Below are 26,338 nucleotides of genomic sequence, written 5' to 3'. Positions count from 1 at the left end.
TGAATTTAAGGTATTAACGCATGGAGTTTAAAGATTACTATGCTGCGTTGGAAGTAGACCCATCCGCCGATCTGAAAACGATCAAAACGGCCTACCGCAGGCTGGCGCGTAAATATCACCCCGATGTCAGCTCTGAGAAGGACGCAGAAAGCAAGTTTAAGGACGTCGCCGAAGCGTATGAGGTGCTAAAAGACAGCGAACGCCGCGCCGAATATGATGAGTTAAGACTGCACCGTAACGATCCCCGTTTTTCCGAACCACCGCCGAACTATGGCGGCCACGAGCAGACCTGGCATAGTACGCAAGGTAATCCCCGTGATTTTTCTGATTTCTTTGAATCCATTTTTGGCCGTCATGCCGCAGGGGGACAGCACGCGTCCGCTGAAACGCCTCACCATGCTCGTGGTCAGGATTTCGAGATGGAAGTGCCGCTGTTTTTAGAGGAAACCTTAACCGAGCAAACCCGGCCTATTTCTTATCATTTACCAGTTTTTGATGAGTTTGGCCGGCAGACGAAAGAAATCACCAAAACGCTGAATGTCAAAATTCCGGCAGGCGTTGGCGATGGCGAACGCATTCGCCTGAAAGGTCAGGGGAGCGCAGGATTCAATGGCGGACCGAACGGCGATTTATTCCTGGTTATCCGTCTTGCTCCGCATCCGTTGTTTGATATTGACGGCCACGATCTGCATATCGTGGTGCCGCTGGCGCCTTGGGAAGCGGCGTTGGGGGCTACGATTGAGGTGCCGACCTTAACTGGCAAAATCGCCCTGACGATCCCCCCCGGCAGCCAGAGCGGCAAGCGGTTGCGGATTAAAGGTAAGGGATTGGTCAGTAAGAAGAAAGGGGTCGGCGATATGTATGCCATCCTGAAAGTGGTGATGCCCCCGAAACCGGATGAAAAAGCCAGCGCCCTGTGGAAACAGTTAGCCGAACAGGCCGCGTTTAATCCTCGGGATGGATGGGAGTCAATATGATGACTGAAGAAATGACATTTACGATGGTGGAACTGTGTCAGTCAGTAAATATTTCTCAGGACGAGCTTATTGAAGTGGTAGAGCTAGGCGTCATTGTCCCGTTGGATCCAGATAAGCCTAGTTGGGTCTTTGATTCCTATGCGCTGAGCTGCCTGCGGCGCGCCCGGCGGTTGCAGACTGAGCTGGATTTAGACTGGTCGGGAATTGCGATGACGTTGACGCTGCTGGATAAGATTGACGAGTTAAAGAAAGAGAATCTGCAGTTGCGCAGGCAACTGAGCCGCTTTTTGATGACGTCATAAAAATCGGCGGGGCGGGAAGGCGTCGGTCTTTCCGCTCCGGTATCGTCACGGCTGCAAGCTGCGGCGGTGTGGCTGCAGCTTGCGGGACGACGAACTCCGTATCAAATAGATTTACGCGGTTAACGCCTTACTCTGGCAGATGTAATCATACAGGCGCTGTGTATCTGCTTTTGAACAGAGACGGGTTCCGTGGTTCAGCGTCGCCGCTGTCCCGGCGGCGACGCCGTAGCGCACCATCTCGCCCAGTCCGGCGTTGGCGGCCAGTTTTAACGTCATCGCGCCCACCATACTGTCCCCAGCGCCGACGGTGCTCAGTTTTTTCACCGGCGGCGGGACGGCCTGTATACAATCTTTGCTATCGATAGCCAGTGCGCCCTGCGGCCCCAGTGACACCACGACCCGCTCGGTCGAGCCCGTGCGTATCAGTTCGGACGCGGCGTTATAGACATCATCGGGGCTTTCCAGCGGGCGTCCTGTCAGGGCGGAGAGTTCATTATGGTTAGGTTTCACCAGCGCCAGATCGCCCTGTTTCAGGCAGGCTTCCAGGGCTGCGCCGGAACTGTCGACAACACAGCTTAATTTGCCGTTCTGCGCCTGCTTCACCAGATAGGTCAGTTTTTCAACATCACATCCCGGCGGCAGGCTGCCGCTGATCACCAACAGCGAACCTGCGGGGATTTTCAGTATACGGTCAACCAATTGATCGAGTTCGCCATCAGTCAGCCTGGCTCCGGGCATAACAAAACGGAACTGTTCACCGCTGTTATCCGCATGGACATGCAGGTTCTGCCGCGTCCAGTCTTGCGTGTGCAGCGTTTGGGTTTTAACGCCTTCCTGTTCGAGCAATTCAGCCAGATGATCGCCCGTGGGTCCGCCGATGGGGAAAATGGCGCAGGCTTCGCCCCCCAGATGCACAATGGCGCGGGCGACATTAATTCCCCCTCCGCCGGGTTCAAATACCGGCGCGGTACAGCGTAGTTTCCCTTCGGGGTAGATCTTGGGGGTGGTTGTGGCGCAATCCAGGGATGGGGCAAGGGTGAGCGTAAAAATCTGGGGCATTATGTATCCTCCATTCGGACTTTATGCATGAATATTTAACTGATTTTAATAGATATTTTTATCAGATGATGCGCTTTGTCCTATTGGGTGGCGTTGACTGACGCCGACCGCAGTGGGCGTTCTGATGATTGTTTAATTATGTAGGAAGAATGGGTAAATTTCCTGCGGGTTGTATAAAACCATTTGAAATATAGATGGTTTTATTATCTGTCGGCGTGATATAGCCGCTATGTTTCAGGCGGACGAGGAGGGGATAACGCCAATCCTAAAGGGCGTGTAGGAGATTAATTACGCGTTCGGTGTTAAGCGGATGTTTCATGATGTCATGTAATTAATTCGAGCGTAAATAAATATCAGACTGATGTTGAATATATCTATTCAGATAATGTGGGTAAATTATCAAGCTGGTATGTCGGATAAAGGTGCCCCTGCGCGCCATCTACCCCGCAGCGTTTTAAATATTCATATTCCGGGTAATCCTGAATGCCTTCAATGATGATGCCATTGCAGAATTTTTTTATATTCTTGATTAACGACAGGAAGATGTAGTCATCTTCTTTGTTTTTCATCAACGAGTGATAGAAGTTCTTGTCCAACTTGATATAGCTGAAAATAGATTGGCTTACGGCATAGAGATTCGCATCGCCTTTGCCCAGGTCGTCCAGCCAGAGTGGATAACGTTCATGCAGTCTGGCAAGTAGCGGATTGCGTTTCCCGTCATTGAGATTTGGGAATTGCTCGTTTATTTTCAACTGAGTGAACGGGAGCCTGTCTAGCAAATCACTGGCATACTGATTCTGAAATAGGAATACGGCCATCACGAAATCGATGTTCACCGTGACCAGAACATTGTTCTCAATGAAATATGACCGTTTTGCGCAAATACATTCCAATTGCTCTATCAGTAAGTCTTGTTTTTCTGATGGGTTCATCCGTAGGGGATGTTTTGTGATGCTGAGGCCTTTATTTTTATACCGTGCTAGTAGTTCCACCGCGAAAATTTTTTGCTGGAAATCATAGATAGGTTTCGCAACATAGTACCTTCTATCGTCTATATCTAGTATTGAATCTACCATCGGCATAGTTTCCAGATTAAAAATTATTAACACATTATTGATCGATCAGTAAAACTGATCAATATATCAGTATTAATTGATTAAAATTATTAATTTACCGATCGATTAAGCCAGTTTGATAGGTCTGCCCGTAGGGGGATGGAAAGAAGGTGAGTTGAGAATGATAGAAGAACATGGGCCATTTGCAAGAAGATATTATTAATCAATATATAATTAACAAAATTGCGACTTCCATCAGTATACTGTCATAGCGAGCGGTTTACCACGACACTTTATGATTATTATACTAATATAACTGTGATTATAAATAATTCGTTTGCTAAGTTTGTCGTCGGCGCAACGCAGATCCCAGATAACGCAATAACCAGCATACATGAATAATGATTAGCTTGACGATGACGGTTCAGTCTCCGCCGGGCGGTCAAATCCGCCGGACGTCGCGAGTAAAGTGACAAGGGAGTATTCAAACAAGGTATGATCATCCACGTTGGGACGTTCTTATCGTTGTTAAGGCTGTGCTCATAGACTGTCTGGGAGGCAGTCTATCAAGCTGTTTTGTGGTCTGCGGCGGTCTGTTTGCAACAGCGGAGATCGGTGACCTGCCAAGAGTTTTGGGGCCGTTGTTGAAATAAAAAAGTCATTATTATCTTCTACTATATCATCTCTTTCTTGGCTTTTTTTATTTTCCTTTTGGTAATCAATTTGTTTTGGGCACTATTAACGTAGTGCCTTATGAATGCATAGACAACGATTAACACCAACACTGATAGTATGATTAATTCGTTCATGTCTTTAATATCGGCAATGTATCTAATGTATAGGTTGGGTAGATGTATCCTTGAATACCGTCTACCCCACAGTTTTTTAAAAGGTAATATTCTGAATGAGTTTGCACGCCTTCAATAATGATGCCATGACAATATTTTTTAATATTTTCTACCAGGACAGATAATTTGTAGACTTTTTTATCCTTTATCATTTCCCAGTAGAAAATCTTATCTAACTTAACGTAGTAAAATGTCGATTGGCTGACAGCGTAAATATTTGAACCTCCGCTGCCAAAACCATCTAACCAAAGAGGATAACGCTCATATAATGCTGCAAGCAGTGGATTACGTTGTCCATCGTTAAGATTTGGAAAATTTTCGCTTATCTCCAGGCAAATAAAGGGGAGTTTATCCATTAATTTCCTGGTATCCCCATCCTGGAATAAAAACATCGCCATAGTAAAGTCGATGTTTATCGATAGGCGTATATTGTTGTCTATAAAGTACCGCTGTTTCTGGGTGACAGATTCCAGCTGGTCTATCAATAACTCGTGCTTCTCAGTGCGACTCATCTGCTGAATGCGTTTTTCCGAACATGGGCCTTCATCATTAAATCGGGTAAGCAATTCCATCGCGAATAAGCGATTCTGACAGTTATAGATGGGCTCTATAACATAGTGCCTCTGCGCGCATGAGATTGAATCGACAGTCATCGTGATTCCCTGTTTGGCCGCGTTTTAAGCATTATTGATCGATCTATAAAACTGATCAATATAAATATATTAACCGGTAAAAGTGATTGATTAGTCGATCGATCTCAGCTCTTTGATAGGCCAATCCTTTGATCACCCTCGAAAAAAAAAGAACTTGAGAAGGCTTATGAAAGGAACTAATTATTTGAATAAGATAATTATATGGTTATGCTGTTTGGGCGGGTTTGGCCGCTCATCGACGAGCCTTAGCACAGGGCGGCCGTGTTTTATCGCTGGCTATCCATATTCAGGAACATTCGATTATTTGCAAGCTTAATTACCCACTAAGAGTGGTATTTTAGGTTATTTCTTATGCGGTTATGCCTATTCATAGACAAAATATGATCTGCTAATTATCTATTTACATATGAAAACGCAGTGAGTGTGTATTAATCATAAGTTTGAGCTATGCCGTTTATATTGATGATCTTTGACCCTGTTTTTTAAGTGGGTATTTGGTATTGTCATTATTTGGTTAATAGCCCAATATTAAAGCCGCTGTGAGCTCTAAAGTCGTAAAAAATGCGTGAGCGGTCGTACAGTTGTTCAAACCAGAAATATCCCAATTAACCTGTATATCAAAGAGGTGAATATGTCAGTTTCTGCGAGAAATCAACTAGTTGGTACTGTAGCTACCATTGTGGAAGGGGCCGTTAACAATGAAGTTGTCCTGAAACTGGACAGCGGCGATTTGCTGACAACCGTGATTACCAAGGCAAGCAGTTCGTCTCTGGGGTTGGCGCCAGGTAAAACGGCTATTGCGCTGGTGAAAGCGCCCTGGGTGATTATTGCTTCCGCGGACAGTGACCTGAATTTTTCCGCGCGTAATCAGCTAGCGGGTAAAGTGAAAAAGGTGGTGAAAGGCGCGGTTAATTCGATGGTGCATATTGAAACCAGCAATGGCTTAACTCTGACATCGAGTATTACTAATGAAAGTCTCGACGAAATGGCGATTGCTGATGGAAGCGAGGTGATTGCGTTGATTAAGGCTTCCAACGTTATTCTGGCCACCAAAAAATAATATTTGTCCTTTTCTTTTTCACGCCAGGTTGCAAATATATTGGCTTTTCTCTCTCTAACTCCGGTTGCCTTGTCGGCTGAGTGACCGGAGTATTCAATTGGCGGTTGGCTGCGCTATCGCTATTCTTTGGCGTGGGCGTCCTGATTGTTTTCCAAAATTGAAATGGCCGTCATCATGCCTTCTATGTCTTCTCTTTTTCCCATATTACTTAATTGCACATACATGAGATCAAGTAACGTTCGCACATTTACTGGCCTACCTTGATCGCAAACCGATATAACCGCTTGACCAATAATGGTTTCAACACGCGAGCGTTGCGCCGGATACCAGGTTAAGTTATGGATATTCATTAATTATCTCCGGCCTTTTTTCATACTACATCATAGCATCTTTTGCCGTAAATAACGGGAAATAATGCCAACGCCAAACAATGAGAATAAATGGATTTATCTGGATATAAAGTGATATTTATCATCAGCATGAGTAAGAAATTGCTCTTTTTTATTCCGGTTTTGCAATGATTCCAGCCGAAAACAGGCTTATATCCCATTATCTGCCCTCTGTGGCTTTTTGAAATAAAAGGCTTGCTATAAAAATGGGTTCGTGCGTTAATGACTCATCGGTTTGGAATACAGACCTATTTATGTAAGACATTGTAATTAAGTAGTTCCTAGTTCAAGTGATGCATCCAGTCCCTTATCCGACGAATTTCCTTTTTATAAGTGCCCATAAGTAATCACTGTAACAGACCTTACTCCGCCCTATAGTGGCTATCTAAATATATAAAGGAAATTATCTATGTCTAATAAAATGACTGGATTGGTAAAATGGTTTGACGCTGGCAAAGGTTTTGGTTTCATTACCCCGACTGACGGCAGCAAAGACGTATTCGTTCACTTCTCTGCCATTCAAGGCCAGGGTAACGATTACAAAAGCTTGGACGAAGGCCAGAAGGTCGAGTTCAGTGTTGAAAGCGGCCAGAAAGGCCCATCAGCAGTGAACGTTAGTGTAATCTAACGGTCTTCGGCGGAAGATAATTGACCAGGGTTTACCGCCTTCGCTTAAATATCATCGCTGAAAATACCTGATTACGCATAAGCCCCGCAGATATTCTGAGGGGCTTAATTATTTCTATTGTTATTACTCCTCTCCTTGCACCGAATCGAGTATGATGTCCCAACGCTGCCGACGGCCGGTTGGACTCGTTCACTCTGATGATCCCCTCCATAACCTGCCTTCCACCCCTGTTTTAAGCGTGGGGATGTAGACAGTTCGCTTGAATTTCATACTGTATAGAAACTATATACAATAAGTAGTGTCACAGTACTTGTAGCGCGACGAAGCGATTCCTTATGCGATACGCACTATGGCCACTTAAAGACTAATTTGATGAAAATTAAACAAAAATTTACCAGGACATTACTTCATCCGCGCTACTGGCTCACATGGTTTAGTCTGGGCATTCTATTCCTGCTGGTTCAATTGCCTTACCCGCTACTGATGAAAATCGGCAGTAGCGCCGGGCGTTTTTCCCGACATTTTCTAAAACGCCGGGTGGCTATTGCCCGGCGTAACCTTGAGCTGTGTTTTCCCGATATTCCCGCTGGAAAGCGTGAAGCGATGATCGTCAATAATTTTTCTTCCCTGGGGATGGCGCTGGTGGAAACCGGCATGGCCTGGTTCTGGTCGGATCGCCGTGTTCGTCACTGGTTTGATGTCTCGGGGCTGGAAAATTTGCAGCAGGCCTGCGCAAAAAAACATGGGGTGATGGCGATTGGCATTCACTTTATGTCGCTGGAGTTGGGCGGGCGGGCGATGGGACTGTGCCAACCGATGATGGCAATGTATCGCCCTCATAACAATAAAGTGATGGAACTGGTGCAAACCTGGGGACGTTCCCGTTCGAACAAGGCGATGATCGATCGTAAAGACCTGCGCGGTATGGTTCATGCCCTAAAAAGCGGCGAGACCGTATGGTTTGCCCCGGATCAGGATTACGGCCCGAAGGGCAGCGTATTTGCCCCGTTCTTTGCCGTAAAGAACGCCGCAACCACCAACGGCACTTTTACTATTGGTCGCTTGGCAAAGCCGTCAATGATTACCATCGTTTTGATCCGCAAGCCGGAGGCTTCCGGGTATAAGCTGGTGATTCAGCCTGAACTGCAGGATTACCCATATCACGACGAGCATGCCGCCGCCTGTTACATGAATAAAGTGATAGAAAAAGAAATTATGCGGGCGCCGGAACAGTATCTGTGGCTGCATCGCCGTTTCAAAACCCGCCCTGCTGGCGAAGTCTCTTTATATGTCTGAGTGAAGCCGGCAGGCAGCCATTGAGGTTGATGACAAACCTTCCCAAACCCGTCATTCCCGCCTACTACTGCGGGAATGACAGCGCTAGAGCCGTGAAGGATGACAGGGGTATATTGGGGGCTTTGTCAACGGTCTGAATGGCTGCCGACAGGCAGCCATTCTATGATTAACGAAAATTGCGCGGGGATTAAACACAATGGTAGGTTTTGCCCAACGCTTTTAATAATTGATTGATTCTACGGACAATTCTCATCTTAATTCCCCTCACTTTCTTCGAAATCAATGATTGAAAGTACCGAAACTCACGTTAATGTTTTCAAACATAGCGATGATTTTATTCAACAGTTTCATTTTCCAAGCTCCTTAACCGTTCAATTGTTTCTGTGATACTGCTCACGTTTTTTACAATACCCGCGCTGATACGTTAGGTCAACTTTTTTGTGATGCCAATCACAAAAATATGAATTTTGGGTTTGTTTAAAGTAAACCTGCATTTTGATTTTGTTTTCTCCCGATGGGCATATCCTTCCCGCAGGCTTTTTTCCTGCCGCGTCAAATGGCCGCTGCCCGCGATGTCAGCGGGTATAGGTAAATAGTCTTGATTAGCAGTTGAAATGAACATCGGGGAAGCAGGATAATCTCTCGCTTCAAATAACCTGGCAAAATTTCGTGGTTTTGCCGCGAGCGAAGTAATCGTTTGCGTGCATGACCTCAAGGTTCGGATGCGTTGGTTATACTGATGCATACCCAGTGCAGGGCTGGGGAACCGCCTACGATTTACCTTAAATAATAATGACATTTCAGGGGATACCACCATGTCAAAGACCACTCGTCAGGCCGATAGTGCGGCGCGTCCGCATGGCGCGCTTGATGCCTTTTTTAAAATAACGCAGCGCGGCAGCAATGTGCGCCAGGAAGTGTTGGCAGGGTTAACCACGTTTTTGGCTATGGTTTACTCGGTTATCGTTGTGCCGGGCATGTTGGGTAAAGCAGGTTTCCCGCCGGCCGCGGTATTTGTTGCAACCTGTCTGGTTGCCGGATTTGGCTCATTGCTGATGGGGCTGTGGGCCAATCTGCCGATGGCCATTGGTTGCGCGATCTCTCTGACCGCCTTTACGGCATTTAGTCTGGTATTAGGTCAGCAGATTAGCATTCCGGTTGCGCTGGGGGCGATTTTCCTGATGGGGGTTCTGTTCACCCTCATTTCCGCTACCGGGATCCGCACCTGGATCCTGCGCAATCTTCCGCTTGGCGTCGCGCACGGAACCGGTATCGGTATCGGTCTGTTCCTGTTGATTATTGCCGCCAACGGCATCGGGCTGGTGATTAAAAACCCGATTGACGGTCTGCCCGTCGCTTTGGGCGATTTCACGTCTTTCCCGGTTATCATGGCATTGATAGGGTTGGCCGCTACCATCGGGTTGGAAAAACGCCGCGTTCCGGGCGGCATTTTGTTGGTGATCATCGCCATCTCCATTATCGGTTTGATCTTCGATCCGAATGTGAAATATCAGGGTTGGTTTGCCTGGCCGACTCTGATCGGCGAGGATGGTTCTTCCCTGATTTTCAGCCTGGATATCATGGGCGCGTTGCAGCCGGTGGTGTTGCCCAGCGTTCTGGCGTTGGTGATGACGGCGGTATTTGATGCGACCGGCACCATCCGTGCGGTTGCCGGTCAGGCGAATCTGCTGGATAAAGACGGACAAATCGTCAATGGCGGTAAAGCGCTGACGTCTGACTCCGTTAGCAGCATTCTTTCCAGCCTGGTTGGGACATCTCCAGCGGCGGTTTATATTGAATCTGCCGCCGGTACGGCCGCCGGCGGGAAAACCGGTCTGACCGCAACCGTCGTCGGCGTGTTGTTCCTGCTGATCCTGTTCCTGTCTCCGCTCTCTTATCTGGTGCCCGGCTATGCGACCGCGCCGGCGCTGATGTATGTTGGTTTACTGATGTTGGGCAATGTGACCAAACTGAACTTCGACGACTTCGTCGATGCCATGTCGGGTCTGGTCTGTGCGGTATTTATCGTGCTGACCTGCAACATTGTGACCGGCATTATGCTGGGCTTCGGCTCGCTGGTGCTGGGGCGCATTTTCTCTGGCGAATGGCGCAAGTTGAATATCGGCACGGTGCTTATCGCCATTGCGCTGGTGGTGTTCTACGCCGGTGGCTGGGCGCTCTAAGCCGCTTTGCATTCGAGGGGGCGCTGCCCCCTCGCTCGGCGAGATGTTTCCTCTCGCCGGTTATCGTCGTGAATTTCCGCCTGTCACCGATACCGCAGTCTTCTGTCTGTGCCTTACTCTCTGATCGAACTCGCTTTTTTTTCCTATCTGTGATCTTTCTGTTTCTCTCTGCCTCCTCATTTGTTATCAGTTGAAGTTCGGTGTGTGAAAATGCGAAAAATATAAATTTTTCCGCTCAGACATTCATTTTAATGACAGAATAGATACGTTAAATATTGATATGGTACTTCGTGGGATTGACGGGTATTTAACCCATTTTTAATGCTGCAGGAGAGAGTCTAAGGAAAGCATGGAAATCTTTTTTACTATTCTCATTTTGACCTTGGTGGTTTCTTTATCAGGGGTGGTTACACGAATTCTACCTTTTCAAATACCTCTTCCATTGATGCAGATCGCCGTTGGTGCGGTACTTGCCTGGCCTCAGTTCGGTTTGCACGTTGATTTCAATCCTGAGCTGTTTATGGTGCTGTTTATTCCGCCGCTGCTGTTTGCCGACGGTTGGAAGACGCCGACGCGTGAATTTCTGCATTACGGGCGAGAAATTATCGGGCTGGCGTTGGTTCTGGTATTGATCACCGTGGTGGGGGTCGGTTACTTCATCTATTGGATGGTGCCCGGAATGCCGCTGATTGCCGCGTTCGCTCTGGCCGCGGTGCTTTCTCCAACTGATGCCGTCGCGCTTTCCGGCATCGTGGGGGAAGGCCGTATCCCGAAAAAACTGATGGGTATCCTGCAGGGGGAAGCATTGATGAACGATGCTTCCGGTCTGGTATCGCTGAAATTCGCCGTCGCCGTTGCCATGGGGACTATGGTGTTCAGCGTTTCCGGCGCGACGCTGGCGTTTATCAAAGTCGCACTGGGCGGATTGCTGGCCGGTGTGGCGGTTACCTGGATTTATAGTAAATCCTTGCGCCTTATCAGCCGCTGGAGCGGCAATGACGCCGCTACCCAAATTGTTTTACTGCTGCTGTTGCCTTTCGCGGCTTACCTGATTGCCGAACATATCGGGGTGTCGGGGATCCTGGCGGCGGTCGCTTCCGGGATGACGATCGGCCAATCCGGCATTATCCGTAATGCCCCGCTGAACATGCGGCTACGAGCGAACGGCGTCTGGTCGATGCTGGAATTCGTATTTAACGGCATGGTGTTCATTATGCTGGGGCTGCAATTGCCGTCTATTCTGGAAACGTCGATTACCCAGGCGGAGCTGGATCCTACGGTTGAAACCTGGATGTTGTTCACCGACATTGCGGTCATTTACGCCGCGCTGCTGCTGCTGCGTTTCGGCTGGCTGTGGGTGATGAAAAGATACAGCCTGCATATCCAGAAAAAGAAGCCGATGGTGTTCGCCGAATTCACGACGCGTGAACTGTGGATTTCTTCGTTTGCCGGCGTACGCGGCGCCATCACGCTGGCCGGCGTGCTTTCCATCCCCCTGCTGCTGACCGATGGCACGGCTTTCCCGTCTCGTTATCAACTGGTGTTTATTGCCACGGGCGTCATCCTGTTTTCCCTGCTGTGCGGCGTATTGACGCTGCCGCTGTTGCTGAGGGGGGTTGTGGTGGCCGATAAAGTGACTTATGCCAAAGAAGAGCGGATGGCGCGAAGCACCATGGCGGAAGTAGCGATTAACAGCCTGCATAAAATGGAAGAGCGGCTGGCGGCCGATCGTGAAGAAAATATTGACGAGCAGGTGCTGAAAGAGGTGAGTGCGCGGGTAATAGGCAACCTGCGCCGGCAGGTGGCCGGGCAGAGCGATCTGGACCATAGCCTGATGATTGAAAACCTGGAGCGGCGTTTCCGTTTGACGGCGCTGAATTCGGAACGCGCCGAGCTTTATCATCTGCGCGCCACGCAGCAAATCAGCAACGAGACATTGCAGAAAATGCTGCGAGAGCTGGATCTGCTGGAGGCCGTACTGAGCGAAGGCGAGTAAGGCGGATGCAACCTTAACCCCGGAATTTTATTGATTTTTCCTTTCCCCCGTGACTCCCCATCGCTCAGGCGGTGGGGATCTTTTCTAAATCCTTACGTTCTAAAACCATTAGCTTGATTGTAAATGGCTTGTCACTAAATGATAATGATTGTTATTATCCGAGGAATTGGCGCTCGGGTAATCATTTCCGCTCATGTCGCTTGCGGCGTAATCGGAGAAATGGCTACGGCTGCCTGAAATAATAAATAGGTGTATCCATTTAGACGGATGGCAAACTTTCTGGTTCTAACCCTGACTCGACCCTCTCCCTAGCAAGGAATGGGGAGATATACCGGTTGGCTCCTCTCCCCGACAAGGGGGCGGCTGGGAGGGGGCATTAATGGCAACGTCTCGAACTTTGTCATCAAACTCAAATGGGTATTAGCCATAAATTAAATATGTGAATAGTGACATTTTGCAGGGGAAAATTATGCGCGTACTGGTGGTTGATGACGATTCTGTACTGTGTCATTGGTTGGGATCTAAATTACATTCGCACGGTCATTCATGTCGTATGGTTCACGATGGCGCACATGCATTAAAAGCAATAAAAGATGAAGTCTATGATGTTGTGCTGCTGGATAGAATGCTGCCGATTATGGATGGCTTCAGCGTATTGCGTGAATTACAGGGATCGCGTCACCCGCCGATTATGTTGCTTTCCGCATTGGATCGGGATGTCGATCGGGTCATGGGGCTGGAACTCGGCGCGGAAGATTATCTTGGTAAACCCTTTAATTTTAATGAATTAAGGCTGCGTCTGGATATTATGGCGCGGCGCGGTAAACGCCATGCGGATAATTCCTCTATTCTGACGTTTGAAGATTTGCAGCTTGACCGGCTGCAGCGGGTCGCCTGGCGCGGCGGTCAGCGTATTGAGCTAACGGATAAAGAAATCAAGCTATTGATTATCCTGATGGAAAACCCCGGTCAGGCAATTACCCGCACCATGCTGCTGGAGCGGGTATGGGGCTATCATTTTGATCCGCAAACCAATTTAATTGATGTTCATATGTCGAAACTCCGGGCAAAAATTGATAAGGGTTTTCCGCGCCCGTTAATTAAAACCCTCAGGGCAATGGGCTATGCATTGGGTTCTGTTGATAAGGATAGAACGGATGTCGGCAGCTACACTGAATAAGATAAAAATAAAGAAACTGGGGCGCCGCTGTCAGATAAAAATAAAACACTGGCAGTTAGTAGGGGCAAGCCAATATCCCGGTTTTGCCTGTACGGCTAATTTCAGGCAGGCGATCACCATTGTTTTTTTATTTTTATTAATGATGCTGATGAGTATTGTCGGCTTCAGCTTATTAAGTGAAACATTAATCAGAACGCATGTCCGCGAAGTTATTCTGGGTAATATTTATGATTACTCCATGCAGTCGCGTTTAACCAATAGCGATAGCCTGATTGCACAACTTCGTCAGGATAACCTGGCCAAGAATGATGAATTACCGCTATTTCTGGTGATGAATAAAAGCGGCGACATTCTGTATCACAACCATCCGCTGAAAAATTCGCAACGCACCCATTGCCAGATGGATGTGGCATGCCTGAAAGATATCCTCTCCAGCAAAAACGATCCTAATCTGATCGGCCTGTCGGTCATGCTGCGTGATGGCGGCGTATTTTTTACGGCTTACAACATTCGCCCCATGCTTGAGCGGGTTAGGACCATTCCTCTGGTGGCCGGGGCCGGACTGTTTGTCGTACTGTTGTTCTGCCTGCTTATCAGCCGTCATTTCAGCCTGCTCAGTTTACGCAGCGTCGAGCAGATCCGTACGGCGCTGCACCGCTACAGCACCGGCGAGCAGCAGGTAAGGATGCCGTTGTCGCCCTATGGCGACGACTTTGACAGCCTGAGTGCGGATATCAACCAGAATCTGGAACGCATCGAACGGCTGATGGAGCAGGTGCGCAGCACCTCCAGCCATATCGCCCACGAACTGCGTACGCCGTTAACCCATCTGCAAAACCGGTTGTTTAACCTGACCGAGCGTACCGGTCTGGATGACGATATCCGGGAAGAGTTGAATCTGGCGGTGGGGGAAGTCCATAAAATTCTCGGGCTGTTCCGTACGGTAATGCGCATTGGCGAAATTGAGAGCGGACGCTGTATTCATCAGTTTGAACAGATTGAAGCACGACGGCTGCTGGAAGAAGTTATCGAATATTACCAGCCATTGGCGGAGGAGCGCGGCTGCCATTTGCTGATAGAGATTAAGGCCGGTATCCAGCTGTTTGGCGATCGGGCGCTGTTATTTCAGGCATTGGCCAATCTGGTGGAAAATGCGCTGAAGTATGCCGCGCAGGGCAAAGATATCACGCTGGGCGTGAAGTTACACCAGGGCTGGATCGCGCTGAGCGTTGCCGACCGCGGGCCGGGCATCCCGACGGCGCAGCACCAGAAGGCGCTGCAGCGCTTTCAGCGGCTGGATAGCGATAGCGGGCCGCAGCAGTCTGGTTATGGACTGGGCTTATCATTGGTGAAAGCGATTACCGATCTGCACGGCGGCAGGCTCTGTCTTGAGTCCGCCAATCCGGGATTGAATGTTTATTTATGCCTTAAACGTTGTTAAACCTGCGCGAATTCCCCTACAAAAAACCGGCGAATCATCACCATTATTCTTGGTGTGGGATTGTATTATCCTTTGATTTTTAATGATAATTTTTTGTATGGAAAGATTAACAAATATTAATGTTCTGCTTCTTGTCGTTCTTGATAATAAGTCTCATTATTGGTTCCGTTAACATCATGGCCCCCGTGATTCGCCATGATCCCCTTGGCTGCGGATTAAGAGACTTTCCCCATGAATAATATGAAAAAAAAATTACATTCTTTCCTGCGTGATGAAAGCGGTGTCACGGCAATCGAATACGGCATTCTGGCGGCGGCGATGGCGGCGGCGATCGGCGCTATTTTTGGCAGCGACGGTATTTTTGTTCAGGCGCTGAATGAAAAATTCCGGGAAATCGCCGATCAAATCACCGGATCAGGCACCAGCGGAAGCGGCACGACAGGGACGGCGAAATAACAGCAGTGATCGCGTATTACACGCACTGGCTGCAAACGATATTACTGGCGGGATGCCTGCTGTGGTGCGTCGGTACCGACCTGTTGGTACGCAAGATCCCAAATCAGGCGGTGTTGCTCTTATTGGCGGGATGGCTGGTTTTCAGCCTGACAGACGTTCTGCAATCCGGCGCGTTTGATGGGGAAAAATTACGGCAGACGCTATGGTCGCTGCCGGGCGCGGCGGTGGTGCTGATTGTCGGTTTTTTGCTTTTTCTCACCGGCAGGCTCGGCGCCGGGGATGTCAAGCTGATGAGCGTTTTATGCCTGTGGGTGGGGCATGGACACCAGATCGTTTTTGTCATGATCACCGCACTGGCGGGTGGGGTACTGGCGCTGGGGTTGCCTTTACTCAATACCGTACCGGCGGCGGTCGCCATGGGGATTCAAATGATCAACCGGATGTTTAAAAGCCGGTTACCCATGCCGCCGGCGTTGCCGGCCGACCTTTCGCAGGGAATTCCTTACGGTATCGCGATAGCCTTCGGCGCGATGTCCGTCCTGGTTTTTCCCTTGTTTTAATTCTGCCTCTGTTTTAAGGCAAGCACGGCTTAGGTAGGCAAGTTGAATGAAAGTTAACTCTACGTACGTACTATCGGGCGCGTTGATTCTGGCAGGGATTGCGGCGCTGTTGGTACGCAGTCATTTGTCGTCTCCGCCGCCGGCGCCGCAGGTGGTGGTAAAAGCGCCGGAACAGGTAGCCGTGCTGGTGGCGGCGAAAGATCTTCATCCCGGCGATTTTCTTGATTCATCCTCGCTGCGCTGGCAGACCACGGAAGAGCCGGTATCCCGTACCTTCAATTTTATTCGCGGCAAAGATAGCCAAACGCTGCTGCTGGGCGCCACGCTGCGCGAGACGGTGACCGAGGGAACGCCGTTAACCAGCAATGTGTTGGTGAAACCCAATGAGCCGGGCTTTGTGGCCGCCGTGTTGCGTAAAGGGATGCGCGCCATTTCTATTCCGACCAATGCGGTCGCCAGCAATGCGGGTCTGGTGGCGGCGGGCGATCGTGTCGACATCATTCTGAGCCTGAAAAAAGATGAACAGCCGGAGGCGCTGACAGGCAGCGCCCAAACGGTCGCCCTGCCTCTGCTGGCCTCGCAAACCATCGTACGCGATTTACGCGTACTGGCGCTGAACAACCAAACCGACACCGATGTGCGCCCCCGTCAGGATGTGGCGCTGGAAGATGATGGCGGGATGGACGCGTCGGCCCGAAGCCGCACGTCCGCCACCGCAAACCGCTCTCGCACCGTCAGTTACCAGACGGTAACGGTCGAGGTCACGCCGCAGCAGGCCGAGGTTCTGGCGGTGGCGAAAGAGGTCGGCATGCTGCATCTGGCTTTACGCAGCGCAACGCCGGACGAACAGGACGATCTCCGCCAGGATGCGCTGCGGCGGGTAACGACGCTATCGCAAAGCACCAGCATCTATAACGGCCTCGCTGATAGCGGTCATCAGGTTAAGGTATTCCGGGGCGAAAAGAAGGACGTAGTGACATTCCCATCCCGATAGCTCGAACCGCCAGTCCGGCAGCCGGTGAGGAATCCGCAGGCTGCTCATGGAAAAAATGAAGCCCATTACGGAAATTAAGTAAATGACGATGTTTTCCTTGTTTTTGAAAACGAATTTTCTGCGGATGATCGGTAAACGGTTTGGCGCTGTTATTTCCGCACCGGCCGTCATGCCTTTGCAGACACAGTCTATTAACGGAAACACGGCTCGCCCGTCCGCCCGCGCCTTCATCTCAACCGGGCTGGCAATGATGCTGCTGCCCGCCGCGGCTTGCGCCGCGGGGATTTCTGAAGTGGCGGAAACGAATGTGGTGCATATGACGGTGCATCAGGGCCGTTTATTGCAACTGGATGCCCTGCCGGACAGCGTGCTGGTGGCCGATCCGGAAATCGCCAGTTTCGAACTGCCTTCACCGGGAAATCTGTTTATCTATGCCAAGAATGTGGGCACCACCACGCTTTATGCCATGGATGAGAACGGCAATGTCATCAACGCCATCCGCATCGTTTCCGAACACGATCTGAAAGCGCTGAGCGAACGGTTGAAGCGGGAATTCCCCAACGCGGATATTCAACTAGAAGCGGGGATCCCCAGCGGCGTGATTGTCCGCGGCAGCGTCGATACCCCGCAGGACGCCAAGCGGGTGATCGACAGCGTACAGGCCTACATCGTCGCATCCACCTCGTCTGCCGCTGGCGGCGGTGGCGGTGGGGGCAGCGGCGAAGGGCTGCCCGGCAGCAGCGAATCGTCCGGCAAGGTCATCAATCAGCTCAAGATCAAAACGCCGTCGCAAATCAATATCCGCGTACGGGTGGTGGAAGTGTCACGCAACCTGACGCACGAACTGGGTTTCAACTGGGAAGCCTCGCTTAACCGGGGCAGCGCCAACTTCGGCCTGGGCACCGGTACGCTAAGCGGTTTCTTTGACTCCAGCACCGGGGCGTTTACCGGCGCCGACGGCAGCAGCTTCTTTGGCGCCAATGTCGGCGGCAGCGAAGGATCGCTCAGCGGATTGCTCTCCGCCATGAACAAGCAGGGCATGGCTTCCGTGCTGGCGGAGCCGAACCTGACCGCCATGTCGGGTGAAACCGCCGCATTCGCCGCCGGCGGCGAAGTGCCTATCGTGCTGGTGACCAACAACACCGTCAGCATCGATTACAAATCGTACGGCGTGATCCTGCGTATGACGCCGACGCTGCTGTCCGCCAACCGCATCAGCCTGCATATCGCGCCGGAAGTCAGTGAATTAACGTCGGTGGGATCGGTGACGCTGGAGGGCGGTTCGACCATTCCGGCGCTGACCGTGCGCCGCGCCGATACCACGGTGGAGTTGGCCAGCGGGCAGAGCTTCGCGCTGGCGGGCATGCTGCGCAGTTCCAACAGTCAGACGGTAACCGGCGTGCCGGGGTTAAGCAGCATTCCGGTGCTCGGCCGCGTATTTGAAAATGAATCGGCAAGTCATGAGGAAACCGAACTGGTGATTATTGCCACGGCATACGTGGTGGAACCGGTGAATGCGGGGGATCTCCAGACGCCGGGGCAGGGCGTTAAAACGCTGGATTCCGTGATGCCAAGCTATGGCGCTGTGGGCTATCTCTACTGAGCCTGATGAGGAAACGGTGAAGAAATGAATAAGCAAAACAATACCCTGGGGTCGTCCGCCCATCCGATATTTCGCCTGGCGGCCTGCGCCGTCTGCCTGCTGCTGGTTGCCTGTGGCGATAGCGCCGTTAACAGCCAGCGCCTGCAGCGTTATCAGCAGCCCGCGCTGGCGCCGATTGACGTCCGGCCTTCTTCACTGGCGGTCACGTTGCAGGTGGCGGCCAACGGACGTGGTTTTACGCCGGAGTCGCTTAAACAGCTCAATGTGATGCTGAAAGATCAGGGGCGGCTGGCTAAACAGACGCTGACGCTGATCCCGCGCACCGTGCGCGGCGAGCAGATGGCCGGCCGGCTGGCGAGCGTGCTGAAGAACGCCGGCGCCGATGCGCAGAAAGTCAAACTGATGGGGATCTCCGGCGGCGGTCAGTCCGGCGACCTGGAGGTGATTTCTCAGGCGCTGGCGGTAAAAACCACGCGCTGTCAGGTGAACGATGCGGATTTGCTGATGGTGAAACCGTTTGAAGGCATGGGATATCTGGGCTGCGCGACACAGAACAATCTGGCGATGATGGTGGCGGAGCCTCGGGATCTGATTCAGGCGAAAACCCTGGATGAGGCGGACGGCGTAGTGGCGGTCAACAGCATCGAACGTTATCAATCCGATGAGGTGAAAGAACTCATCGATATTGATTTTAATGAAGACTAAGGGAGCGGCGTCCAATGAGTGAAATTACCCTGGTCGACAACGATGAACCGAGCGCGCCGCTGGTGGCGTTTGTGCATGCCGGGGCTGACGTCGCCGATCTCTGCGACCAGCTTACGCGGCTGAAACAGCAGGATGTGCCGGTGATGGCGGGCGGTATTGCCGCGGCGCGCAAGTGGTGTGAACAGAATGTTCCGCCGCGCATTCTGCTGGTGGATCTGGAAGGCGTCCACTGGCCGTTGCCTGAACTGGAAACGTTGCTCAGCATCAGCGGCCCGACGACGCAAGTGATCGCCACGGGCAAAGAGCAGGATGTCGGCCTGTATCGCGCCCTGTTGCAACTGGGCGTGGTGGACTACCTGCTAAAACCGTTCACGTTGGATCTGCTGGCCTCGACCTTGGCGAAATGCGAGGGCCAGCAGGCCGGGCCGGAATATGCCCGCATGGGGCGCACTATCGCGGTGGTCGGCGCCAGCGGCGGCTGCGGCGCCAGCACGGTCGCCATGGGGCTGAGTCGGTTGCTGTCCGGCGAACGCCATTTACCGGTGGCGCTGGTGGACTTCGACCGTCGCAACGGCGATCAGCTATTGCTACAGGGACAAAGCGCCGATGCCGGGCTGGCCGCGGTGTTGGAAACGCAGGAGCTGGATACCCGGCTGCTGCAACGTTCCATGCTGCGCGTCGATTCCCGTCTGCATCTGCTGGCGCAGAAACCCGAACTGGGCGAATTGAGTCCGGTGGAAGTGGATAACGTATTGAACCTCGGCGGCGCGTTGTGCCGCATGTTTAACCAGGTTCTCTGGGATTTGCCCAGCAGCTACCCGACAGGCGCGCTGGATGTGCTGACCTACGCGGATCTGCGCATCATCGTGACCGAACTGACGCTGCAGGATGCGCGCAATATTCGGCGCGTGCTGCATGAGATCGGCGACGAAAGTGAAGGGCAACGCCTGCTGCTGGTGCATAACCAGAGCCGCTTTGCCGGCGCATCGCCGCTGAGTCGTGAGCAATTCGAACAGTTTACCGGCCGGAGAATCGACGCGGTGCTGCCTAACGCCGGCCACGCGCTGGCGCAAAGTTTGACGCTGGGCGCGCTGAACCCGGCCGCGGCGCCGGCCTTCCAACAAGGGCTGCGCCAGCTTGCCGATCTGGCGTGCGGTGTGCGCGCCAGGCCGGTGGAAAAACGCTGGTTTTCACGCTGGCTGAAGCGGGCGTGAAGATCGTCGGGATCGCCCAGTTCTATCAAAGGGTTAACAGATTATGCTGATTCGTAGAAATAACCAGCAAAAAGGCGAGGCGCATAAGAATGCGTCGCCGCCGGTGGCCGCGGCTAACGTTACCGAGCTGAAAACGCGGCCGGCGGCGGAAAGCCGCGCGCAGCCCGCGGTGAATACGCCAGCGGCATCAACGGCGGCAACGCGGCAGACGGATAACCGCACCAGCCAGCGGCGTTTGATCCGCGCGCAACTCTACGATCAGATCGACGCCGGCAAAGCCGCCATGATGGGGCGCGATAAGCTGCTGGTGCAGATCGAAACGGTGATCCGCCGTATTTGCGACGAACAGCGTTTGCAGCTTTCCCGCCAGGAAGAAGAGACGATAGCCGCGGAAATGCTGGATGAGATGACCGGTATCGGTCCGATTCAGCCGCTGCTGGCCGATGATACGGTCAACGACATTCTGGTGAACGGCGCCAATCAGGTGTTTGTCGAACGCTTTGGCAAACTGGAACTCTCTCCCATCACTTTTATCGATGAAGAGCATGTCTTCAACACCGCGCAGCGTATCGCGGCCGCGGTGGGGCGCCGCATTGACGAAGCCAGCCCGATGGTGGATGCCCGTCTGCCGGACGGCAGCCGCGTTAACGTGATCACCTATCCGCTGGCGATCGACGGCACCACCATCTCTATTCGTAAATTTATGCGCCGTAACCTGTCGCTGGAAGCGCTGGCGGAAAGCCGCTGTATGTCATACGCCATGGCCGATGTGCTGAATAAGGCGATGCAGGCGAAGATTAACGTGATTGTCTCCGGCGGCACCGGGGCCGGGAAGACCACGCTGCTGAACGCCCTGTCGCAAAAGATCGGCAGCGACGAACGCATTATCACCATTGAAGACGCCGCCGAACTGCAACTCCAGCAAGAGCATGTGATCAGACTGGAAACCCGCCCGATCAGCGCCGAAGGCACCGGCCGGGTCGATCAGCGCGATTTGGTGCGTAACGCCCTGCGTATGCGCCCCGATCGCATTATCCTCGGCGAAGTCCGCGGCGGCGAAAGTTTTGACATGCTGCAGGCGATGAACACCGGTCACGACGGCTCGCTGTGTACCGTTCACGCCAATACCTCGCGTGATTCGATCCAGCGCCTGGAAAACATGGTGATGATGGCCAACATGCAGCTACCGCTGATGGCGATCCGTCGTCAGATCGCCAGCGCCGTGCACCTGATCGTACAGATCGAACGTATGCGTGACGGTATCCGCCGCGTGGTATCCATTACCGAGGTCTGCGGCATGGAAAATGAAGTGATTCAGCTTCAGGATCTGTTCACCTTCCAGATCAAGGGGAAAGATGCGCAGGGCATGCTGACCGGCGAATATGTTCAGCATATTCAGCGCCCGCAGTTCTACAGCGACAAAGCGCATCTGTTTGATGCGCCGTGACGAGCTGAGGAGACGCCGATGACCCCTTTACGCCTGAATCTGATCACGCTGCTGGTGTTTGGCTGTGTGCTGCTGCTCTGTCTGGCTCTCTATCAGTGGCAAAAGGCGCGCCAGCGCCGTACCCGACGCGAGCAACGCTGGCGGCAGATTTTATCTGAAGTGGAACCGCAGTCGGCGCAGCCGTTGTCCGATTCCATTCTGCGCGATGAGATAAAAACGCCGTTGATGAACGTACCGCTGGCGGGACGCTGGCTGGCCGGGATCTGGTCGCAACTGGCGTTTATCGGCTGGAAAAAAAACCTGCGCCAGCGGGCGCTGATTCTGGCGGCGCTGAGCCTGCTGCTTGGCATGATCCTGGGGCAACGCACTCTGCTGCCGCTGACCTTGGGGCTGGTTTTCTCTCTTCTGCTGTTTACCGGTATCGGCACCTTGCTGTTTCGCTCCGCGCTGCAAAAACACCTGAAAGCGCTGCGTGAAAGCCTGCCGGAAGCGATTGACGCCATTACCCGCAGCTGCCGGGCGGGGGTGCCGGTGGCGAATACCTTTGCGATGGTGGCGGAGCATTTAACCGGCCCCTTGGCGAACGAATTTAAAACCATCGACCACTGGCTGCGGCTGGGGATCCCGCTGCGTCAGGTTATCCAGACCTCGGCGGGCAGAGTGCCGATGGCGGAATACCGTTTCTTCGTGGTGATCCTGATTATCAACCAGGAAGCGGGCGGACGGTTGGGCGAAACGCTGGAACGGCTATCCGCCACCCTGCGCGCGCGCCGCGAGCTGCAGCTTAAGGTGCAGTCGAAAACCTCGGAAGCGCGGGCGTCCGCCAAGATTGTGGCGGCGCTGTTTCCCTGCTGTCTGGCCTATCTGTATCTGCGATCCCCCGACGATTTCAGCTTTCTGTTTTCCGACCCGGTGGGCACCACGGTACTGATTTACGCCCTGTGCAGCGTCACGCTCGGCATGCTGGTGACGCACTTCATGGTCAAGCGGATAAATTAAAAACGGGAGAGAAGCCAAGATGACCGGACTGTTCGATCCCTTATTACTGCTGGCGCTGGGGCTGATTGGCGCCGGACTGTACCTGGCCGTTTTTCGCCATCGGCGCCGGCAGCATAAACAGTTAGCGCAGCGGATGCAGGCGCATTTGCCCGTCTCTCCTATAGGAGAGGCCTCTCAGGATACCATCCTGAGAGGCCAGGGAACGGCTATCACGCCCTGGCTGGAAAAGATTCTGGCGCCGATAGCGCAGCAGGGCAATCGCCTTTCCGGATCCGAACGGGATCGTCTTAACTTACGCCGCCTGCTGGACCTGGCCGGGTTTCGCCGTCACGAAGCCGTGGGCTGGCTGGTGATGGGCAAATGTTCCGCGGGTTTCCTCTGCGCCGTATTGCTGGTGTGGGGCTGGCTGCCGCCCGCCGATCGCCTGGGCATGACCGGCATCGCCGCCGGACTGATCGGCTTTTTTGTCGGTGCCATCCTGCCGGAATGGTGGCTGAAATGGCGGGCCGCCAGCCGGGGCGAAAAGCTGGCGCGCGCCGTACCGGATGCGCTGGATTTGATGGTGGTGTGCGCCGAGGCCGGGCTGCCGATCGGACGCGTTTTGCTGGTGGTATCGAAAGAGCTGGGGCTGTCGTCGCCGGAAATGGCCGATGAGCTGCACTACACCGCCGCCGAATTGCAGATCCTCTCCGATCGTACGCTGGCCATGATGCATCTGGCGGAAAGAACCCGCGTTGCGGAAATCGAAAGTATGGTCGCCACGCTGATCCAGGCCGAACGTTACGGCACGCCGCTTTCTCAGGCGTTACGCACCATTGCGGACGAAAGCCGCAAAACGTTGATTCTGGGCCTGGAAGAGAAGGCGGGCAAATTGCCGGCGCAGCTCAGCGTGCCGCTGATGGCGCTGATCCTGCCGCCGATTGTCGCCATTATGGCCTCGCCCGCGCTGGTGCGGGTGATTCGTCTGCTGACGCAGTAAAAGCGCCGCGGGAATGACGGGAATATATCTACGCGGGAATGGCGGCTAAAAGCGCGTCTACATTCGTCATCCCCGCGCAGGCGGGGATCTCAGGCAGAAAAAAAAGAAGCTACCGAGGAGTTGCGAACATGTTTGGTCTGGCGAAAAAAATGGCAAGCGGATGCCGGGGATACTGCCGTCTGTTTCTGGTGCTGCTGTTGGCTACGCTGCTGGCAGGGTGCGGCAGCAGCGCAATGAAGATTAAGGGCACCAAAGATGAGGGGTTGCGTCTGGCTCGTTTACTGCGCGATCAGGGGCGGATTGAAGCGGCGACGGAAGTCTATGCCCGTATCGATAGCCGTGGGGAACTGAAAGGCGACGAACTGTTGGAGTATGCCAGCGTCGCGTCGTCGGTACGTGCGCCGCAGCAGGCGCTGGAGCTGTATGGCCGCGCCCGCCAATCGCTGGGCGGCGATAGCGACAAGCTGAAACCGCAGGAGGCGCTGGCGATTTGTTTAGGCATGGGCCGCGCTCAACTGGCGATGGGGCGCAATGCGATGGCGCAGAAAGATTTCGCCTGCGCGCTGAAAGCGCAGCCGGACAACGCCGGGGCGCTTAATGGCATGGGCGTGGTGATGGATGCGGCCGGCAGACACGACGAAGCGCGCCAACTGTTCGAAAAAGCGTTACAGGTTAACCCGGCGGATGTGGCGGCCATGAACAATCTGGCGCTTTCCTGGCTGGTGAGCGGCGATGCGGATAAAGCCATTGGCCTGCTGCGTTCGGTGGATAACGGCAATCCGAGCGGCAAGCTGAACCTGGCGCTGGCCTATCTCTACGACGATCGTCAGGAAGAGGCGCGCGCTACGCTGGCGGCGATTGCGCAACCACAGCGGATCGACGAATTGATGGAAACGCTGAACCAGCGTTTAGCGCAGATGAGGCAGGAGAAAAGCCGTGGCGAAATGCTGCTGTTATCCAGCCGTCAACGTTTGCAGCTTAGCAACCCCGAGTGATGAAGATGCTCCGGCGCAACGATCTGGATTGGCGCAGCACGCGCGGCGTCATCGCCGTGGAAGTGGCGTTTCTGGTGCCGGTGGTATTGGTCGGCGTGATGATGCTGTTCGAACTGGCGCGCATCGGTTTGGTGATCGCCGTGGGCAGCGCGGCGCTGGATAAGGCGGTGCAGACATTTCGTCTCGACGATCTCGACGCTAATGGCGCCTCGGTGATGGAGACGAATCTCAAGGAACGGATGATCGGCGCGTCTTATGGCTATCTGCAAGAGGATGATTTAACCGTCAGCGTGTTGCATTTCGATAGCCTGAGCCAGCTCGGCGGGCTGGAGATCGCCAGCGATGAGGATGACAGCGGCGCGGCGAATACGCTGCCCGTCTGGTCGGTCACGGTACAGATAAAAAAAGCGTTTCTGACCCCGTTGCCGCAAGTGCTGACGCTGGGCGACACCTTTCGCTATCAGTACAAGCATGTGTTCGGTACGGAGCGGCGCAGTGAAGAGTAACTTTCTGTCGCCGCTGCGCCGCTTTGCGGCCGCCAGCCGGGCATCCGCCGCGGTTGAAACGGCGCTGGCGTTCCCCATCGTGCTGGCGGCGGGCATGCTGTGCGCGGATATCTATACCGTGGGGCTGGAGCGCGACAGACTGGAGCAGCGGGCCGGCGCCATCGTATCCGTTCTGGGTATGCAGCAGGAACTGACGGCGGAAGGGGTGCAGGGACTATTGGATGCGGTGCTGCCGCAGGAAGGATTGGGTAATTACCAACTGCTTATCAGCAACGTGCGCCAGACCGGGGAACTTTACTGGCAGCTTAATCGGGGAACGGCGGGTGAACTGTGCGGTGAGAGCGTAACGGCGCCGAATAGCGAGTATACCCCGGACCTGCCGGAGCGAGATGTGGAAGAGGGCGATCGCAACACCTCCATGCTGGTGGTGGAAATATGCCGTCAGGGAAAAGACCTTACCCTGCTAGGCGGCCTGTCGTTAGACAATCTGTTGCATATCTCAACGGTAAACCGCGTCGCCGTCGGGGTCATCGAGCTTGATGAAACCCTGAGCAAAGAAGCGGGATTGAGCGATGAAGATGAAGAATAACTACCGGCCAGGGAAGGGTTAGCGCCGCCCCCTGACAAGGATGCGGCCGGGAGGGAGTTTCGCTCCTCCCCCTGACAAGGGGGAGGTTGGGAGGGGGTAGGCGACGTCTGAGCGGTGAATATACCCTACCCCAACCCTCCCCTTCGCAGGGGAGGGAGTTTACGCCGCCCCCTGGCAAGGATGAGGTCGGGAGGGAGTTTGTCGCCGGGAGAGGGTTATAGCGG

The 26,338-nt window shown here is 53.2% G+C and carries 26 protein-coding genes; 21 read left to right on the top strand and 5 right to left on the bottom strand.

Features of this window, described 5'->3' with window-relative positions; translation table 11 throughout:
• Positions 1-20 precede the first annotated feature (20 nt).
• Together cbpA and ACN28R_RS15100 are read left to right on the top strand one after the other, a co-directional pair.
• A complete protein-coding gene (gene cbpA, locus ACN28R_RS15105) occupies positions 21-977 on the top strand; it encodes a curved DNA-binding protein (RefSeq protein WP_095834836.1) in 957 nt (318 codons plus the stop codon).
• Complete coding sequence (locus tag ACN28R_RS15100; RefSeq protein ID WP_095834835.1) at positions 974-1,279, top strand: chaperone modulator CbpM; 306 nt, start codon at positions 974-976, stop codon at positions 1,277-1,279. The genes cbpA and ACN28R_RS15100 overlap by 4 nt, the downstream gene beginning before the upstream one ends.
• A 111-nt stretch (positions 1,280-1,390) precedes the next feature.
• On the opposite strand, the gene pfkB is transcribed toward ACN28R_RS15100, so the two are convergent.
• The 3 genes from pfkB to ACN28R_RS15085 form a co-directional block, all read right to left on the bottom strand.
• Positions 1,391-2,338, bottom strand: a complete 948-nt coding sequence (gene pfkB, locus ACN28R_RS15095) for a 6-phosphofructokinase II (RefSeq protein WP_095834834.1) — start codon at positions 2,336-2,338, stop codon at positions 1,391-1,393.
• A 374-nt stretch (positions 2,339-2,712) separates the two neighbouring features.
• A complete protein-coding gene (locus tag ACN28R_RS15090; protein WP_231604062.1) occupies positions 2,713-3,420 on the bottom strand; it encodes an EAL domain-containing protein in 708 nt (235 codons plus the stop codon).
• A gap of 778 nt (positions 3,421-4,198) precedes the next feature.
• Positions 4,199-4,894, bottom strand: a complete 696-nt coding sequence (locus ACN28R_RS15085; RefSeq protein ID WP_095834833.1) for an EAL domain-containing protein — start codon at positions 4,892-4,894, stop codon at positions 4,199-4,201.
• A gap of 631 nt (positions 4,895-5,525) precedes the next feature.
• Here ACN28R_RS15085 and ACN28R_RS15080 point away from each other — a divergent pair.
• A complete protein-coding gene (locus ACN28R_RS15080; RefSeq protein WP_095834832.1) occupies positions 5,526-5,954 on the top strand; it encodes a TOBE domain-containing protein in 429 nt (142 codons plus the stop codon).
• A gap of 119 nt (positions 5,955-6,073) precedes the next feature.
• On the opposite strand, the gene ACN28R_RS15075 is transcribed toward ACN28R_RS15080, so the two are convergent.
• Positions 6,074-6,304 carry a hypothetical protein gene (locus tag ACN28R_RS15075; RefSeq protein ID WP_048636181.1) on the bottom strand — a complete coding sequence of 77 codons (231 nt, stop codon included), beginning with the start codon at positions 6,302-6,304 and terminating at the stop codon, positions 6,074-6,076.
• 448 nt (positions 6,305-6,752) lie between these two features.
• Here ACN28R_RS15075 and cspA point away from each other — a divergent pair, with 448 nt between their 5' ends.
• Together cspA and lpxP are read left to right on the top strand one after the other, a co-directional pair.
• Entirely contained in the window at positions 6,753-6,971 is a 219-nt protein-coding gene (gene cspA / locus ACN28R_RS15070) for an RNA chaperone/antiterminator CspA (RefSeq protein WP_009114380.1), read from the top strand.
• A 372-nt stretch (positions 6,972-7,343) separates the two neighbouring features.
• Positions 7,344-8,267, top strand: a complete 924-nt coding sequence (gene lpxP, locus ACN28R_RS15065) for a kdo(2)-lipid IV(A) palmitoleoyltransferase (protein WP_048636180.1) — start codon at positions 7,344-7,346, stop codon at positions 8,265-8,267.
• A gap of 424 nt (positions 8,268-8,691) precedes the next feature.
• Here lpxP and ACN28R_RS15060 read toward each other — a convergent pair whose 3' ends face one another.
• On the bottom strand, positions 8,692-9,084 hold the full coding sequence (locus ACN28R_RS15060; protein ID WP_236840146.1) for a hypothetical protein: 393 nt from the start codon (positions 9,082-9,084) through the stop codon (positions 8,692-8,694).
• On the opposite strand from ACN28R_RS15060, the gene ACN28R_RS15055 reads away from it, so the two are divergent.
• The 16 genes from ACN28R_RS15055 to ACN28R_RS14980 all read left to right on the top strand — a co-directional run bounded on the left by ACN28R_RS15055 (position 9,083) and on the right by ACN28R_RS14980 (position 26,114).
• The gene (locus tag ACN28R_RS15055; RefSeq protein ID WP_048636179.1) at positions 9,083-10,450 is read left to right on the top strand and encodes an NCS2 family permease; all 1,368 of its coding nucleotides are present in this window, start codon (positions 9,083-9,085) and stop codon (positions 10,448-10,450) included. The two genes, ACN28R_RS15060 and ACN28R_RS15055, sit on opposite strands and share 2 nt — an antisense overlap.
• Positions 10,451-10,799: 349 nt before the next feature.
• On the top strand, positions 10,800-12,446 hold the full coding sequence (locus tag ACN28R_RS15050) for a Na+/H+ antiporter (protein ID WP_048636178.1): 1,647 nt from the start codon (positions 10,800-10,802) through the stop codon (positions 12,444-12,446).
• 469 nt (positions 12,447-12,915) lie between these two features.
• Positions 12,916-13,626: a response regulator transcription factor gene (locus ACN28R_RS15045; protein WP_048636177.1), complete on the top strand. Its 711-nt coding sequence runs from the start codon at positions 12,916-12,918 to the stop codon at positions 13,624-13,626.
• Positions 13,604-15,067 carry a sensor histidine kinase gene (locus ACN28R_RS15040; protein ID WP_095834831.1) on the top strand — a complete coding sequence of 488 codons (1,464 nt, stop codon included), beginning with the start codon at positions 13,604-13,606 and terminating at the stop codon, positions 15,065-15,067. Before ACN28R_RS15045 ends, ACN28R_RS15040 begins: the two co-directional genes overlap by 23 nt.
• A gap of 231 nt (positions 15,068-15,298) precedes the next feature.
• Complete coding sequence (locus ACN28R_RS15035; RefSeq protein ID WP_082152972.1) at positions 15,299-15,523, top strand: Flp family type IVb pilin; 225 nt, start codon at positions 15,299-15,301, stop codon at positions 15,521-15,523.
• 8 nt (positions 15,524-15,531) lie between these two features.
• Positions 15,532-16,083: an A24 family peptidase gene (locus tag ACN28R_RS15030; protein WP_095835819.1), complete on the top strand. Its 552-nt coding sequence runs from the start codon at positions 15,532-15,534 to the stop codon at positions 16,081-16,083.
• 46 nt (positions 16,084-16,129) lie between these two features.
• Positions 16,130-17,077: a Flp pilus assembly protein CpaB gene (gene cpaB, locus ACN28R_RS15025; protein WP_095834830.1), complete on the top strand. Its 948-nt coding sequence runs from the start codon at positions 16,130-16,132 to the stop codon at positions 17,075-17,077.
• An 82-nt stretch (positions 17,078-17,159) separates the two neighbouring features.
• Positions 17,160-18,680 (top strand): type II and III secretion system protein family protein, encoded by a 1,521-nt coding sequence (locus tag ACN28R_RS15020; protein WP_048636173.1) that lies wholly within the window; start codon positions 17,160-17,162, stop codon positions 18,678-18,680.
• A 24-nt stretch (positions 18,681-18,704) separates the two neighbouring features.
• Complete coding sequence (locus tag ACN28R_RS15015; RefSeq protein WP_095834829.1) at positions 18,705-19,385, top strand: CpaD family pilus assembly lipoprotein; 681 nt, start codon at positions 18,705-18,707, stop codon at positions 19,383-19,385.
• A 14-nt stretch (positions 19,386-19,399) separates the two neighbouring features.
• On the top strand, positions 19,400-20,599 hold the full coding sequence (locus ACN28R_RS15010; RefSeq protein ID WP_095834828.1) for a CpaE/TadZ family protein: 1,200 nt from the start codon (positions 19,400-19,402) through the stop codon (positions 20,597-20,599).
• 43 nt (positions 20,600-20,642) lie between these two features.
• Positions 20,643-22,046 (top strand): CpaF family protein, encoded by a 1,404-nt coding sequence (locus ACN28R_RS15005; protein ID WP_048636171.1) that lies wholly within the window; start codon positions 20,643-20,645, stop codon positions 22,044-22,046.
• An 18-nt stretch (positions 22,047-22,064) separates the two neighbouring features.
• Complete coding sequence (locus ACN28R_RS15000) at positions 22,065-23,045, top strand: type II secretion system F family protein (protein WP_048636170.1); 981 nt, start codon at positions 22,065-22,067, stop codon at positions 23,043-23,045.
• 19 nt (positions 23,046-23,064) lie between these two features.
• On the top strand, positions 23,065-24,024 hold the full coding sequence (locus tag ACN28R_RS14995) for a type II secretion system F family protein (RefSeq protein ID WP_095834827.1): 960 nt from the start codon (positions 23,065-23,067) through the stop codon (positions 24,022-24,024).
• Between the two features lie 149 nt (positions 24,025-24,173).
• A complete protein-coding gene (locus tag ACN28R_RS14990; RefSeq protein ID WP_095835818.1) occupies positions 24,174-25,019 on the top strand; it encodes a tetratricopeptide repeat protein in 846 nt (281 codons plus the stop codon).
• 5 nt (positions 25,020-25,024) lie between these two features.
• Entirely contained in the window at positions 25,025-25,525 is a 501-nt protein-coding gene (locus tag ACN28R_RS14985) for a TadE/TadG family type IV pilus assembly protein (protein WP_095835817.1), read from the top strand.
• Entirely contained in the window at positions 25,491-26,114 is a 624-nt protein-coding gene (locus tag ACN28R_RS14980; RefSeq protein ID WP_048636166.1) for a hypothetical protein, read from the top strand. The genes ACN28R_RS14985 and ACN28R_RS14980 overlap by 35 nt, the downstream gene beginning before the upstream one ends.
• The last annotated feature ends 224 nt before the right edge of the window (positions 26,115-26,338 follow it).

Origin of the sequence: Brenneria goodwinii (genome assembly GCF_002291445.1) — a bacterium.
Classification (GTDB): Bacteria; Pseudomonadota; Gammaproteobacteria; order Enterobacterales; family Enterobacteriaceae; genus Brenneria; species Brenneria goodwinii.
This window is presented reverse-complemented; position numbering and strand designations above follow the sequence as displayed.